Annotated in this window: 13 protein-coding genes; 3 read left to right on the forward strand and 10 right to left on the reverse strand. The window is 32.4% G+C overall.

Translation table 11 applies throughout. The features are described 5' to 3' along the window. The 5 genes from C4F50_RS12005 to C4F50_RS12025 form a co-directional block, all read right to left on the reverse strand. Window positions 1-1167 (reverse strand): LysM peptidoglycan-binding domain-containing protein, encoded by a 1167-nt coding sequence (locus C4F50_RS12005; protein WP_194138895.1) that lies wholly within the window; start codon window positions 1165-1167, stop codon window positions 1-3. An 896-nt stretch (window positions 1168-2063) separates the two neighbouring features. Then, the gene (locus C4F50_RS12010) at window positions 2064-2525 is read right to left on the reverse strand and encodes a MarR family winged helix-turn-helix transcriptional regulator (RefSeq protein ID WP_194138896.1); all 462 of its coding nucleotides are present in this window, start codon (window positions 2523-2525) and stop codon (window positions 2064-2066) included. Between the two features lie 125 nt (window positions 2526-2650). Then, window positions 2651-3010: a VOC family protein gene (locus C4F50_RS12015; protein WP_194138897.1), complete on the reverse strand. Its 360-nt coding sequence runs from the start codon at window positions 3008-3010 to the stop codon at window positions 2651-2653. A gap of 131 nt (window positions 3011-3141) precedes the next feature. Next, window positions 3142-3846 carry a LytR/AlgR family response regulator transcription factor gene (locus tag C4F50_RS12020; protein WP_194138898.1) on the reverse strand — a complete coding sequence of 235 codons (705 nt, stop codon included), beginning with the start codon at window positions 3844-3846 and terminating at the stop codon, window positions 3142-3144. A 4-nt stretch (window positions 3847-3850) separates the two neighbouring features. Then, window positions 3851-4939, reverse strand: coding sequence for a sensor histidine kinase (locus tag C4F50_RS12025; RefSeq protein ID WP_194138899.1), 1089 nt, complete (start codon window positions 4937-4939; stop codon window positions 3851-3853). A 207-nt stretch (window positions 4940-5146) separates the two neighbouring features. Here C4F50_RS12025 and C4F50_RS12030 point away from each other — a divergent pair, with 207 nt between their 5' ends. Together C4F50_RS12030 and C4F50_RS12035 are read left to right on the forward strand one after the other, a co-directional pair. Beyond that, complete coding sequence (locus C4F50_RS12030; RefSeq protein WP_194138900.1) at window positions 5147-7495, forward strand: TonB-dependent receptor; 2349 nt, start codon at window positions 5147-5149, stop codon at window positions 7493-7495. Between the two features lie 52 nt (window positions 7496-7547). Then, window positions 7548-9029: a serine hydrolase gene (locus C4F50_RS12035; protein ID WP_194138901.1), complete on the forward strand. Its 1482-nt coding sequence runs from the start codon at window positions 7548-7550 to the stop codon at window positions 9027-9029. Between the two features lie 109 nt (window positions 9030-9138). Here C4F50_RS12035 and C4F50_RS12040 read toward each other — a convergent pair whose 3' ends face one another. The 3 genes from C4F50_RS12040 to C4F50_RS12050 are packed head-to-tail and all read right to left on the reverse strand — an operon-like array spanning window position 9139 to window position 10780. Continuing rightward, window positions 9139-9630 (reverse strand): hypothetical protein, encoded by a 492-nt coding sequence (locus C4F50_RS12040; protein WP_194138902.1) that lies wholly within the window; start codon window positions 9628-9630, stop codon window positions 9139-9141. Between the two features lie 15 nt (window positions 9631-9645). Then, window positions 9646-10173 carry a hypothetical protein gene (locus tag C4F50_RS12045; RefSeq protein WP_194138903.1) on the reverse strand — a complete coding sequence of 176 codons (528 nt, stop codon included), beginning with the start codon at window positions 10171-10173 and terminating at the stop codon, window positions 9646-9648. Between the two features lie 28 nt (window positions 10174-10201). Then, window positions 10202-10780, reverse strand: a complete 579-nt coding sequence (locus C4F50_RS12050) for a suppressor of fused domain protein (RefSeq protein WP_194138904.1) — start codon at window positions 10778-10780, stop codon at window positions 10202-10204. Window positions 10781-10899: 119 nt separating this feature from the next. On the opposite strand from C4F50_RS12050, the gene C4F50_RS12055 reads away from it, so the two are divergent. Further along, a complete protein-coding gene (locus tag C4F50_RS12055; RefSeq protein WP_194138905.1) occupies window positions 10900-11907 on the forward strand; it encodes a hypothetical protein in 1008 nt (335 codons plus the stop codon). A gap of 92 nt (window positions 11908-11999) precedes the next feature. Here the strand turns inward: C4F50_RS12055 and C4F50_RS12060 are convergent, their stop codons facing one another. Both C4F50_RS12060 and C4F50_RS12065 read right to left on the reverse strand, forming a co-directional pair. Then, window positions 12000-12851, reverse strand: a complete 852-nt coding sequence (locus tag C4F50_RS12060; protein WP_194138906.1) for an alpha/beta fold hydrolase — start codon at window positions 12849-12851, stop codon at window positions 12000-12002. A gap of 190 nt (window positions 12852-13041) precedes the next feature. Continuing rightward, window positions 13042-13722 carry a metal-dependent hydrolase gene (locus C4F50_RS12065; protein ID WP_194138907.1) on the reverse strand — a complete coding sequence of 227 codons (681 nt, stop codon included), beginning with the start codon at window positions 13720-13722 and terminating at the stop codon, window positions 13042-13044. Between the last annotated feature and the right edge of the window lie 173 nt (window positions 13723-13895).

A 13895-nucleotide genomic window follows, 5' to 3' on the forward strand; every position in this document is an offset into this window, starting at 1 on the left:
TTAAAATTGCCACCACTTCTTTTTAGGTTCTACTTCTTCAACAAATAATTGAGCTGCGGGTTTTACTCTCATTTCTCTTTGATCGTCTTTGTTGGATATGGTGACCGAAAATTTTTGAGGTGTTTCTAATGCTAGATCACAGCTTATAAAAACTACTTCAGGCATATGGTTTTGTGGATTTAGAAAATATTTTGCTCTGTAATTGCCTGTAGTTTTTTCTTCGGAATATTCTTTGACGGCCAGGCCTAAATCTTTTTCAAGATCAGTCTTAGTTCGGTGGTCATTTAATTTTCCGTTGACGTCAATCACTAAAAAATTGTCGATGTCTAAGTATTCATCTACTTTAAGCTCCACCTTAAAATTAAGATTGTCGTTTTTAGCTAAGAATGGAAATTCCTGTTCTTTCTGAATGCTCAAAGAGGAAGGATATTCAATATGAATTTCGTTGAAAAAAGCATTAAGAAACCAGTCTCTTGAAAGTGAAATATATAAGGAATCGCTGTCTTCTAAATTCCGATCATAAATAGAAAAGTATTTTTCTACCATTTCGCCTTTGTAGTATTTTTGGATCTGTTTTTTGGTTTCAATCCAGCGTTCTTCAATCTGGTTGAAGTTGTTAATATAAACCCATTTTCCAGATTGATCAACCACCACCAATAGAGGGTATAATGCTGCAGAAGCTTTTTCTGCAATTTCAGTGGCCATTGTAGAAGCTTGTGTGTCATTTATATAAAGATCTCCAATTCGGCTAACTTCAAAAAAAGAATAGCCATCCTCATTTTTAGCTCTCCATTTTACATTGAATTCCTGTTTTATATCATATACATTTTTCCCCTTTTCAATAGAGTAAAGAACGGAGTATGACTTGTTGATATGAGAATTGTCAAGGGAAAGTTTAAAGGAACCTTTAGTGTTTATTTTTGTTCGGTTTTGCTCTTTTTCTTCATCAGTAAGTGCAGCCTTTTGAGGCTCCAAAATAAGATATTCGAGATGATGAGGAAAATCTGCTTCGATTAAGTCTTTTGTAGATGGTACAAATCGGTTATGATAACTTCTGAGAAGATAAGGTTCAATGCCCAAATCTTGAGCAACACTAAATAGTGTGTCTCCTTTCTTAATCTTGTAGGTTAAATAATCTTCGTATGAAGATTCTGGAATATAATGCATTAGGCAGGTAAAATAGTTTGAACCAAATATATGTTTTTTCCTGCAAAAAAAATGTTTTCCTGATAAAAAGTATGAAAAGAAGTAATGTATTACAAAAGAGAACTTTAGAAGAAAAACACGATTTGTTTTTTGAATTTCAATATATTTTAGAGGTAAAAAAAAGAAAAAGAATAGTATTTTCATTATTAATTTGGAAACTATAACGGGATAAAATTCATAAAGAGTAATGAAAAATAAAGATGAATTAAGTACTTGGTTTGAAGAAAATTCACCTATTTTTTTAGGATTCAAGTATTGTCATTATCAGTATTTTTTTATTGGGCAAATTCTAAATCTCGTAATAATGCCACAGCATTAAATTAGTTCCTAGATGCCAATGAAGTTGATACGTGGCCAGTAGCTTTTCATGCCTATCTCTAATCTGTCTAAAGGTTTTGGTGAAAAAAAACACCAGTGTTATTTTGGCAGTTTATTAATAAATTGCCAATTAAAAATAATACTGTGAAGTTGAAATGGTTTTCATTAAAAAAGATTAAAGGTATTTATCAAATACGATAATTAAGTGATCGTTCTGCGAATAGAGCAAATTTCTATCAAAATCTTCTTTAATTGCAGTATTGCAATTTTCATCAATCAATTTGAGCATATTTTTTTTTGATGCATCATCTTCAGAAACAAAGGAATGTGTTACAAAGAACGATTTTAAAAGAAGTACGTTAGTATATTTCGTTTCATTACAATCAAAAGGAAATCTTGCAAAGAAAACTGAATTCCCTTTCTTATCGCTATAACAAATATAATTCATTATAAAAATAAAAGAGCCTGAAAAATATAAATTCTCAGGCTTTTTTAGTTACTCTAAATCAGAAAAACTATTGCTCTTATAGCAGTGTTTTTTATTCATTTTTATTTTTATCAATAAGTTGGCTCATATTCGAATTGAAAGACGAGAGATTTTCGTCTAACGAAGAAAAGAAATCAAGATCGGCATTTTCTACCTCAACAATTGCTTTTTGTAAAATGATTTCTCCAGAGTCTGTTAGTTTAATCGTTTTTGCCCTAGTGTCCGTTTCATGTTCTTGTCTTGTTATGAAGCCTTTTTCTTGAAGCGTTCGCAGTACTTTTGATACCATCATTCTGTCCGAATTGCTTTGGTTGGCAATGTCGATTTGTGTTACGGCATCATTTTTTTTAGAAAGCCAGCCCAAAGCAGCTAATAACACAAATTGAGTCTGCGTTAAATCTAATGGATCTAAAACCTTTTTTAGTTTACGCTGCCACAGCATGGTAAGTTGTCCGAGCAGATAACCAGGGCTGTCTTTTGGACTTTTAAAATGAAAATTAATTTCTTTAGACATAATGAGGTTTAATATTGGTGTCAACAATAAATCAAAATCGTGTTTCCTGATTTTCAAAGATAGGCATCAGAATGATAATTGGGCGTAATACAGAAGTTGTTTTCTAAATAGTCAATAAACTATTTTTATTTGGTTTCCAAAAAAGTAAGTTTATAGCCGTCAAGGTCTTTTACATGAAAAGCTCTTCCAAATGGAGTTTCGATAATTGGTCCGGCTGTAGTTACTCCATTTTGTATAAATGTCTCTTTTAATTCGTCTACATTTTCTTGAACGGCAAACCAAAGCGCCACACCAATGCCCAATTCTTTTCCTTCAATCGGTTCTAAGGGTGTACGAATAGCAAAACTCGCCTGCCCTTGATTGTATTTGAAAATACAGGCTTGAGGGTTGGTGTTTCCAATTTCAAATCCTAATTTTTTTTCGTAGAAGTCTTTGGATGCTTCTAGATTGTTTACTTGTAGTGATGCAAATGTTAATTTTCTCATTTTTTTAAAATTAAATTGTTGTCGCAAATATAGTATACACGACAACAATTTGCAAATAATTTTGCTTCTTTCTTATTTGAGCTTTAAAAAATGAGGATTAAAAATTTAGAATGGTCTGCGTCAGTGTTCTTTTAATTGCTCTTAAGCATTTTAAAAACATATTCCTTATAACTCGCTCCAATTGGGATTTCGATGAGACCGATTTCAACATCATAAGCTGTAAATGCGGTGATTTTTTTTAAATTGATGATAAATGAGCGGTGTATGCGAAGGAAGTTTTTGTCCTGAAGTTCCGTTTCAATATCGCTGATTTTGTATTTAGCATTGAGTTTAACGCCGTCTTTTTGATGCACGATAATGTAATCTTTTATACTTTCGATATATAAAATAGAATCGACATTGATTTTATTAAATTTCGGTCCGTTTTTGATGTATATAAAGTCTTCCTGCGTTGGCGTAATGATTTTATTGTTCACAGGACCACTGATTCTTAAATAACGATCTGTGGCCTTAAAAAAGCGGTCAAAAGTGATGGGTTTTAAAAGATAATCAACAATATCAAGTTCGTAACTTTCTAGTGCATATTCGCGATAAGCGGTAGTAAAAATAACAGCAGGCGGATTTCGTAAGGTTTTTAAAAAATCAATTCCGGTAATCTGAGGCATTTTAATATCCAAAAACATCAAATCAACAGCCGTAGTTCTTAAAACTTCTGCCGCCTTTAACGCATTTGGGCATGTGGCTACCACTTCTAAATAATCTAATTTACTAATATGATTTTGCAGTAAGCTGATTGCCAAAGGTTCGTCGTCGACTAATAAACACTTTATTTTCATCTGTTTAAGCTAAGTTATATTGTGAAGCAAGATTAATTTTTAATACAGCAGTAAAATCGTGATCTGTTTTTGTGACATTAAAAGTATAATTTTCTGGATAAATTTTATCAAGCTGCTGTATAATATTGTTGAGGCCTATTTTGCCGCTTTCGGTTTCAAATTCCATTTTGCAGATGGTATTTCGAATCGTAAAATCGAAATTATTGTTTCGTAATTTGAGGTCGATTTCGATTTTAGGCGCACTTCCAATATCTTCTCCAGCTCCATGTTTAAAAGCATTTTCTACCAAAGAAAGTAAAATTAAAGGCGCGATCATTCCGTTATGATCCATTTCATGATTGAAAACCACACTTAGGCGATCATCGTAACGTAATTTTTCAAGGGAAATATAATTCTCTAATAATGTGATTTCTTGCGTAAGCGGTACATAAGTACTGCTGCAACGGTATAAAATACAATCTAATATTTCGGATAAAACAGCAATTGACTGCGAAGTTATGGGAGAATTTACAACAGAAAGCGAATAAATATTATTAAGCGTATTGAATAAAAAATGCGGGTTTAATTGCGCTTTCAGAATTTTTAATTCCGTTTCGGCTTTTTGCTTTTCCAGCAATAAAGATCTTTTGTGAATGATGTATTGGTCTTTTATCAATTTTATAAAAATAAAGAATATAGACAGCGAAAGTATGTGCAGAAGATAGCCGACAAACAATGTAGGCAGATCTGTGACAATTTCTGTTATCGATTCCTGATTAAAAGGCGGTTTGCGTGTAATAGGTTCTACGCCATAAACCATTGTAATTCTTGCAATAACTGAGACTATATAACTTCCTATAATGAATTCTGCCCAAACCCAATTGTGTTTTTGGGAGGTCATTAAACGAGGCAGTATTCTATAGGATAAAAAATAAGCTCCAATGATCGAAAAAACCTCATAATATAGGGTGTACAATATATCAATCTTTAATTCTTCAGGATTGGAAGAGGTGTTTTTACTAAAAAACATAGTAAAAATAAAAACCCAAAAAATAACATGAGTCGTTATTCTATGAGCTGTGCTGAAGTTTATAAGTTTTTCGAATGGTGTCATGCAGTCAAAATTACGATTTATTTGTAAAGAGAAATGAATTGTCGATGAACGTGCAAAAAAAAGATACCAATAAGCAAAAATCGGACATAAACACAGAATAAGGGCTTTTTTCGATTATTTATAGGTTAGAATACTCCTTCTATCATTCGTAAGAATTTTGATTGGAATAAATAATGAGTTTTGCTTCGAATTCTAAACGCAATCAAAATGAAACCATTCCAATTACTACTCGCATTATTCTTCGGATTCGCATCTTTTGCACAATCCACAGAATTTACCATCAAAGGAAAAGTTATAGATGCTGCAACCAAACAGCCTCTGCCATACGTAACGGTGATCTTATTGTCTTCTTCTCAAAAAGTAAAAGAAACTGCTGCTGACGAAAATGGAAATTACGTTTTTAAAAACATTTCAGGAAACTATCAAGTTAAGGCGGCATTTCTATCTTATAAAACCTTTACTACAGAAACCTTTAAATTGAATCAGGATTTGGTTCAAAATATTTCTTTAGAAGAAGAAATGAATCAATTAGAAGAAGTAAACGTTGTGGCAGAAAAATCGGCTGTAGAACTTAAATTGGATAAAAAAGTATTCAATGTCGGAAAAGATATTTTGTCGCGAGGCGGGTCTGCCAACGATATTTTAAACAATGTTCCTTCTGTAAATGTAGATGTTGCCGGCGTTGTGAGCTTGAGAGGAAACAGCGGCGTTACGGTTTTAATTAACGGGAAACCTTCCATTTTAGCGGCAAATAATGGTTTATCGCAGATCTCAGCAGCCAATATCGAAAAAGTAGAAGTAATCACCAATCCGTCTGCTGCTTATGAAGCGCAAGGCGGGGGAGGAATCATTAATATTATTTTGAAAAAGAACAGTTTGAAAGGTTTTAACGGTTCGCTTCAAGCTGGAATCGGACATCCGGAAAATTATAATATGAATGCCAATGTGAGTTATAAAACCGAAAAAATAAACCTATTTGGAAATTTGGGTTATCGTGAACTGAACATCTATGGTTACAATAAACAATTTCAAAGAAACGTAAATAATGGTGTTACAAGTTTTTTAAATCAATATGATGATAATAAAAGAAGCAATGCAACTACCAATATTTACATTGGAGGAGACTATTATATTAATGATAAAAATACTTTGACAGGAAGTTACTATCGTTCTAAAAATACCAACAGAGAAAATATCCAATACAATTACAACTATTCTGATGTGAACAATGCAGCGGATAGTATTATTTCGAGATCTCAAAAATATGTAGAACCGCAGATTTACAATGTTTTAGAATTAAACTATGCAAAAACATTTGATAAAAAAGACAAAAAATGGACTTCGAGCCTGCAATATGTATTCTGGAATGATAATGAAAACCAATACATTGACCAGCAAAGAACCTTTCCAGACCAGTCACCAGTTTCTAATTTGTATACTAATGATATTGAAAGCAGTAATGATATTTTTATAAAATCGGATTTTGTGAATCCGATTAGTGAAAACTCTAAGATTGAGATGGGAATTAGAAGTGATTTAAGAGCCATAAGAAGTGATTATTACACTATTTTGGATGAAGTGCTTCAAAATCAGTTTACCAATAAATTAAAGTATGACGAAAATTTATACAGTGCTTATTTTCAATTTGGAAGTAAAATCAAACGGTTTAATTATTTATTAGGCCTGCGATCTGAATTATCGGACATCAAAATCTCAGACAGAAAAAACACTTTTAACAACAGTAAAAACTACATCAATTTGTTTCCGACCGTGCACTTGGTGTACAACTTGACATCCAAAACAGATTTACAGTTAAGCTACAGCAAACGTATTAATCGACCTAGATTTTGGCAGCTGAATCCGTTTTCTGGACTTTCAGATTTGAGAAATCTAACAGTCGGAAATCCAGATCTTAACCCAATGTATACCGATTCTTTTGAGTTTACTGTTTTAGCAAAACCAGGGAAATTCAGTATCAATCCTTCGATTTATTACAAGCATACAACCAATTTTTTCGAATACATAGTAGAACGTACCGATAACAATTATTTTATAAATACTCCGGTAAATTTAGGAACAGAAAATCGTTACGGTGCAGAAGTTGCAGCAACCTATAATCCGACCAATTGGCTGCGTTTGTCTTTAGATTTCAATTACTATCACTTTAAACAAGAAGGCGAATATAAAGGTGTGCAATACAATTCAGAAAATCAGACTTGGCTGTCTAGTTTTCGCTCGGTGATCAAATTCCCTAAAATTATTTCGGGAGATTTCAGTTTCAGATACCGCGGCAAAAACCAAGGCGTACAAACACTTACAGAAGCACAGTACAGCGCAAATTTAGGTTTGAGTAAAGATTTTCTTCAAGAAAAAATGTCTGTGACTGTAAATGTGAACAACCTTTTTGATTCTCAAATCAGAAAAAGCCAAACTAAAACGGCATCATACGATTTAGAATCAGAATTCAAACCGCAAGGCCGATATATAAACCTAACTGTGATTTATCGTTTTAATCGTAATAAGACAGAAGCCGACAGATTACCAAGTTCAATGTAATGAAAACCAGAGTTTAGACTCCATAAATACTATAAAATATAAATTCAAAATAATGAAAATACATTTTTTAAAATCGCTTATAATTTCTTTTTTAATAAGTTTTGCATCGCATTCACAAAATCAAAAACAAACAGACAGCATTGATCTTTTTCTTAAAAGTAAAATGGAAAAACTTCATATTCCCGGACTGCAATTGGCAATCGTTCAAAACGGGCAAGTGATCAAACAAAGCAGTTATGGACTTGCGAATATTGAAAACGCTATTAAGGTTACCGATCAAAGCATGTTTGCTGTTAATTCCTGTACCAAAGCATTTGTGGGAGTTGCGGTCTTACAGCTTCAGGAAGAAGGAAAATTAAATACCAATGATCCTATTTCAAAATATTTGGATGATTTGCCTGAAGCCTGGAAAAACCTAACGATTAAACAATTGTTTTCAAATATTTCGGGACTTCCAAATATTATTGATTTCTCCGAAAATTTCTTGGGCGATACTGAAGAATCGTCTTGGGAAAAGGTTAAAAAACTACCGATGGAATTTGCTGCCGGAGAGCGTTTTCGTTACAATCAAACGGGTTATGTAATTATTGGCCGTATTATTAATAAAGTAAGCGGCATGCATTTTACTAAATTTATTGAAGACCGCCAGTTTAAAACAGCAGGAATGAAACAAACGCGTTTTGGAGATTCTAACGACATTATTACCAATGCAGCAGGATCTTATACAAAACAAGCCGTTGCTGGCGGAAAATGGATAACGACAAAGGAGCTGCAAAACAATTTTTTTAAATTTCCAGAATACTTTAGAACCTGTGCAGGGATTGTTTCTACATCGGGCGAAATTGCGCAATGGATTATTGCATTGCAGAACGGATCGCTGCTGCAGGAAAAAGCTAGTTTAGATTTACTTTGGCAGCCCTCCATTTTAAACAACGGACGTACGCGAGGTTTTAACAAACTGGTTAATGGATATGCAATGGGATGGCCAATTGCAGCTAGAGCAGAGCACCCGGCAGCGGCACCAATAGGAGGTATGAGATCTGCCTTTTTTGTTTATCCAAAAGATGCTATTTCGATTGTGGTTCTAACAAATTTTCAAGGCGCAAATCCCGAGTTTTTTATAGATGAAATAGCAGGTTTTTATATTCCAGAAATGAAAGAATCAAATGGTTTCGGATGGTCGCCTTCACTTAGAAAATTAAGAAAAGAACTTATCAAAGAGCATTATAACAATGCACTAAAATTGGCTGGAAATCTCAAAAAGAAAGATGTTAATTTTGCCTTGGATGAAAATGAACTCAATGATTATGGTTACAAATTATTAGGTGAAGATAAAAAAACAGAAGCCCTAAAAGTTTTTAAACTTAATGTTGATCTTTATTCTAAAAGCGGCAATGCTTATGATAGTTATGCAGAAACACTAGCCGGTTTAGGAAACTATAAAGAAGCAATACAATATTACAAGCGAGCATTTGAACTGAATCCGAAAAATAAAAATGCGCAAGAGCAGCTAAAGAAATTACAAAGTTTATAAAGGGGTTAAAGTAATGTGTGTTTATTTACATTTTAAGTTCAAAAATAAAACAAACGATATTCCTTGCAGATAAAATTTAGAAAACAATAATTGCTTTTAGTACAAAAGATTATTGTTTTCTTACATAAATATGTTTCACACTGTAATTTCTTTTTTCACCAATATTATAAACTTTCCCATCATAAATAATTAAAGTATCATTGGCGATTTTATCAATGTAGTAATCAGATTTTAACCGATTTCCATAATTATCAATAATATAAGTTGTGTCTTTTTCTTTTTCGAATCGTCTAACTACTGGAAAATAGGTTTGAATTAATTGACCATTATTATAAGTTTTGCAGGAGATGTTTTTAAACAGGTTATTTTTTCTTAGGTTTCTAACGATTTCAGGCATTTTCTGAATGTCTTTTTGATCGTTACATTTTTGAAAACTCATTTTTTGCACCGGACAGACTATATCAAATTCAATTTTTTGAGGCTTATTGTCAATTAAAGAATATTGGTATTCCCAATTGCCAATAATTTTTTTATCTATTCCATCAAAATAAAATGAGAGAAAGACAAGAGATGCAAAAACAAATAATTTGATAGTATTCATAAGATTTATCTGCTCTTAATACAAATTGTCATTAATTTTTAAATAATCGGTAATTTCAAAGACAAACTTTTTATTGGCTGTTTTTTTAGTGATGTTAAGGTAGTTAGAATTATTCTCAGAATTCATTTTAAAGTAAAATACCATCTCGTTTTTACTTTCTTGATATCCCAAAAATTTGATTTTTACATTATGATTAAAATTGATCTGTAAATCGTATGCTTTGGTTTTTAATATTAAAACGGCTGTAAAAATAGTTTTAAAACAGCATTTTGATTGATCTTGAGTTAAGTCAATAAAATATTGGTTTTTAGGGATGTTTTTCTCTTTTTTGATATTTAGATGCCCATCAAAGAAAACCAAGTCTTTTTTTGATATCGTTTTACTAATAAAAGTCGATACAAAGTAAGGATGATTTACTGCTTTTATGAAATCGGTAGTACTGCTTAAAGAAACCTTATCTGTTAACAGATTCGTTTTATTCGGATTGTGGTCGACACATCCAAAACAGAAAAATACCAATACCAAGATTTTTAATTTCATCATAAAAAATCACATTTAAGTGTTTTGTTTCCTATCCCTTTATTAAACATTCTCTATCTGGATTCAAATAATCAATCTGCTCATCTTCAAAAAGCTGTTCTAGTGCATCTGAGCCATTTTCAGATTTATAATCTCGTTCTTTTTCTGTAATCGGAATCAGCCAATTACAATAGTATGTTTTATCATTAAAATTAAAAATTTGAAGAGCTTCACCGTCAAGATAAGGAAGCGAAATAAAAGCATGATCGCATTTAGAATTATCAAGCCAAGGTCTTCCAATATTAACCGTGTGATTAAGATTTAAAGGCATACGATTGCGGTGATACGATGCACAAACTGTAATCAATTCAACTTGTGCAGCATCCTGACGGGGAGAGTACACAAAAATCTCGATTAAATTATCGTCTTCTCTTTCAAGCGACATTCCCAAAGAACAATAAACCCAAAAGTTGTGCTGCTCATTCGGACCAAATTCTAAAACATAAAAATCAGGATGCAGTTTTTCTTTTGGTCCGTTTTCTAAAACTAACTGTTTTCCAGAAATACCAAAATGGTTTTCGTAATGTTTTTGAAGTTGGTTGGTATAGGCGGCAGATTGTGGTTCAGTCATGTGTTTTTCAGAAGAAAATTAGAATAAATCATGGTTTGTTAGCAGCTAATATAACCCAATTTTGTTTTTTATTTTTACATTAGCGTCAGCAAATTCTTCCTAGAAACTTAAATTATACAATGAAAGAAAACCTCGTTAAAGCCGAAAAGAAAACCTTATACATTGTAATCTGCTGTATCGGAATCTTATTTTTTCTTTTTTTAGCAATTTTGACTGGAAGTAATTATCCAGACGAAAAAATAGAAGGAATGCGTGTTTTGCTTGGGCCGGCTCTTCTCTTCATATGGATTTTAATTTTTGCTTATGCTTTGATACAAATGCCAAATTTGTTTTATAATTCAGTCAAAATAGAGTTTAGAACTATTTTTGGAACTGTAAAAAAATCAATTTTCCTGAATGATATTGAAAGCTGGGTCTCACAACAAAAAAAGAGCAAACACGATAGTTGGGAAGATTTAATTCTTATTACAAAAGATCAAAAAAAACATAGGCTGCATAGTTATCATTATAGTGATTTCGAAAAAATAAAACAGCTACTCACAAACGGTAAAAAGAAAAACGAAGCCGTAGAAAAAGAGCTGGAACATAAACAGATTCTAAAATATGCAAAAGTTACTTTTATTTTAGGAATATTATTTTTCTTATCAGCATTTCTGATTTCTCAAAATAAAACGCTTAAAACCAATGAGATTGTGGGAATCAATGGTGTACTTTCAAAAGACATTATGGTTAAGAAGCAAAAGAAAACAAGAATACTCCACATCTTTTTAGAAAATTATCCAAAGCAGTATTTTAAAATAAGAAGTACTGAGAAAAATTGGCGCTATAAAGCAATAACAGAAAATTATAAAAAAGGAAGTGCTATTTCGTTTAAAATTGAAAAAGAAGATTTTGAGAAAAAGATACTTTCAAATCCAGATTTAAACCTGATAGAGAAATACTGGAATCCTTATGAGGTAACAATTGTCGAACTAAAAGATCAAAACAATACCTATCAAACTTTAGAAGATTACAACGAAGATATTATAGAAAGTCGCTATTCACTGATTGGTTTTTTTGTTTTTTTCGGGATAATTTTATTTGTAATTTCTGGTGTTTTTTATAAAAACAGAAACAATCTAACTTAGAAAAACAAAAAAAGACAAAGAAGAATCTATTCTAATTTGTCTTTTTTTAAGGAGCATATTGCAGCCATTTATTTTCCTAAGAAAATTTCGTTTTATTTCGTATTCTCCAAGAAACTTTCGATATAATTAACGACCAAAGGCACATTCTGATGATGCGGTGCGTGACCCGTCTGCGGCAGAACAATCAATTGTGTGGTGGGAAGTTCTCGCGTTAAGGGATACCAGTTTTCTACGGCAAAACTAATATCGTGATCTCCAGAAATTACCAAAATCGGTGTTTTGGTCGTTTTTAATTTTCCTCTAAAATCATCTTTGTCTTCTGATAAACCTTCTCCGCCGGCAAAGTAAAGTTGAAAAACCTCCATTGTTGAGGGAATTTTAGAAACGTCAATTCGTTGCGCAATTCGATCGTGAGAAGCTTTTGCGGCTTTCTTACTTTCTTCAGATAACGGCTCAAAGAAAAGTACAATTTCGTCCTCAAAACTATTAATCGGTTTTAAAGCGGCATCCAGAAAAGCCTGTTCCAACGGCACAACTCTTTTTCCTGGAGGCCCTGTTCCTAGTAAAACAGTTTGCGTTATAAGATCAGAATATTGCAGTGTAGCAACCTGAGTTACCAAACCGCCGTAAGACCAGCCCATTAAAATTGTTTTTTTGATTTTGAGATAATCAGCAAGATCTTTGACATCTTTGGCAACTTCTTTAATATCTGTCGGAAGCGTTCCTGTAGAATGCCCGATCCCAGAATAATCAAAAGTAATTACTTGGTATTTCTCAGAAAGCAGATCAAGAAACAACGGATCCCAAGTATCCAAAGTTCCACGAAAACGGTTTACTAAAATAATCGGATCTCCAGAACCAATAGACCGATATGCAATTTTTCGGCCCGAAACGTCGGCAAATTCGGTTTGCGAATTTGAAGCATTTGTTTTTTGTGCACTCATAATAAAATAGTTATAAACATCAAAAAAAAAAAAATACCTGATTTTTTGTGTTTTGGTTATTATTTAAAAAACATACAACTTTGATGCCCTTTGCTAATTATTTTGCCACAAGACATTTCAAGTCGTTTTGCATTATTTCATTCTATTTTATTTCGCTAATGCGAAGTAATTTTAGCGACATTTAGAGAAATTAGATCTCGATTACGGCTCCTATTTCTGGAAGAAATAATTGTAAATCGGCTGCCTTAAAATAATTCAAAGCCTTTTGATGATCCATTTTGATAAAACCAAAAGTATCGTAATGCACTCCCATAATTTTTTTGACATTTACTAGTTTTGAAGCCTCTACAGCCTCTTCAATTCCCATTGTAAGACCATCTCCGATTGGGAAAACAGCAAAATCAAGTTTGGTAAATTTAGTAATCAGTTGCATGTCCAAAGTAAGCGCTGTATCACCGCTGTAGTAGAAATTTCCGTCGGTTGTGGTAAGCACAAAACCCGATGCAATCCCGCCATAACTTCCGTCCATAAAACTGCTCGAATGCTGTGCTGTTACGCATTTTACAGTTCCGAAATCAAAATCAAGTTTACCTCCGGGATTTATAGGATGCGCATTTTCTATTCCGTTTTTTAAGAGCCAGTTGTAGATCTCAAAGTTACCAAGAACTTTAGCTCCTGTGTTTTTAGCAATACGTTCTACATCCAGAATATGATCGTAATGCGCGTGCGAAATAAAAATATAATCGGCCTTTACTGCATCGACATCAATGTGTTTTGCCAATTCATTTGGAGTAATAAAAGGATCAAACAACAAATTTTTACCATTCGCATAAACAGAAAAACACGAATGACCGTAATAGGTTACTTTCATAAAATATCATTTTAAAGTTAATAGTTTAAGTTGTTGATATTCAAATGATATGCCGATATTAAATGTAATAAAAAAGCACAACATTTATATTTGTTGTGCTTTAAAAAATGGAGTATAATTTTATTTTAATTATTTAGTCAATTTAGATTACTTTCTGATTCCTATAAAAGTGT

The sequence above is a fragment of the Flavobacterium hungaricum genome (genome assembly GCF_015182285.1).
Lineage (GTDB): Bacteria > Bacteroidota > Bacteroidia > Flavobacteriales > Flavobacteriaceae > Flavobacterium > Flavobacterium hungaricum.

Coding starts and splice junctions, on each gene's coding strand:
- C4F50_RS12010 (WP_194138896.1), bottom strand. CDS start 2,525: ATGTCTAAAGAAATTAATTTTCATTTTAAAAGTCCAAAAGACAGCCCT.
- C4F50_RS12060 (WP_194138906.1), bottom strand. CDS start 12,851: ATGAGTGCACAAAAAACAAATGCTTCAAATTCGCAAACCGAATTTGCC.
- C4F50_RS12050 (WP_194138904.1), bottom strand. CDS start 10,780: ATGACTGAACCACAATCTGCCGCCTATACCAACCAACTTCAAAAACAT.
- C4F50_RS12035 (WP_194138901.1), top strand. CDS start 7,548: ATGAAAATACATTTTTTAAAATCGCTTATAATTTCTTTTTTAATAAGT.
- C4F50_RS12040 (WP_194138902.1), bottom strand. CDS start 9,630: ATGAATACTATCAAATTATTTGTTTTTGCATCTCTTGTCTTTCTCTCA.
- C4F50_RS12020 (WP_194138898.1), bottom strand. CDS start 3,846: ATGAAAATAAAGTGTTTATTAGTCGACGACGAACCTTTGGCAATCAGC.
- C4F50_RS12055 (WP_194138905.1), top strand. CDS start 10,900: ATGAAAGAAAACCTCGTTAAAGCCGAAAAGAAAACCTTATACATTGTA.
- C4F50_RS12045 (WP_194138903.1), bottom strand. CDS start 10,173: ATGATGAAATTAAAAATCTTGGTATTGGTATTTTTCTGTTTTGGATGT.
- C4F50_RS12065 (WP_194138907.1), bottom strand. CDS start 13,722: ATGAAAGTAACCTATTACGGTCATTCGTGTTTTTCTGTTTATGCGAAT.
- C4F50_RS12005 (WP_194138895.1), bottom strand. CDS start 1,167: ATGCATTATATTCCAGAATCTTCATACGAAGATTATTTAACCTACAAG.
- C4F50_RS12015 (WP_194138897.1), bottom strand. CDS start 3,010: ATGAGAAAATTAACATTTGCATCACTACAAGTAAACAATCTAGAAGCA.
- C4F50_RS12025 (WP_194138899.1), bottom strand. CDS start 4,939: ATGACACCATTCGAAAAACTTATAAACTTCAGCACAGCTCATAGAATA.
- C4F50_RS12030 (WP_194138900.1), top strand. CDS start 5,147: ATGAAACCATTCCAATTACTACTCGCATTATTCTTCGGATTCGCATCT.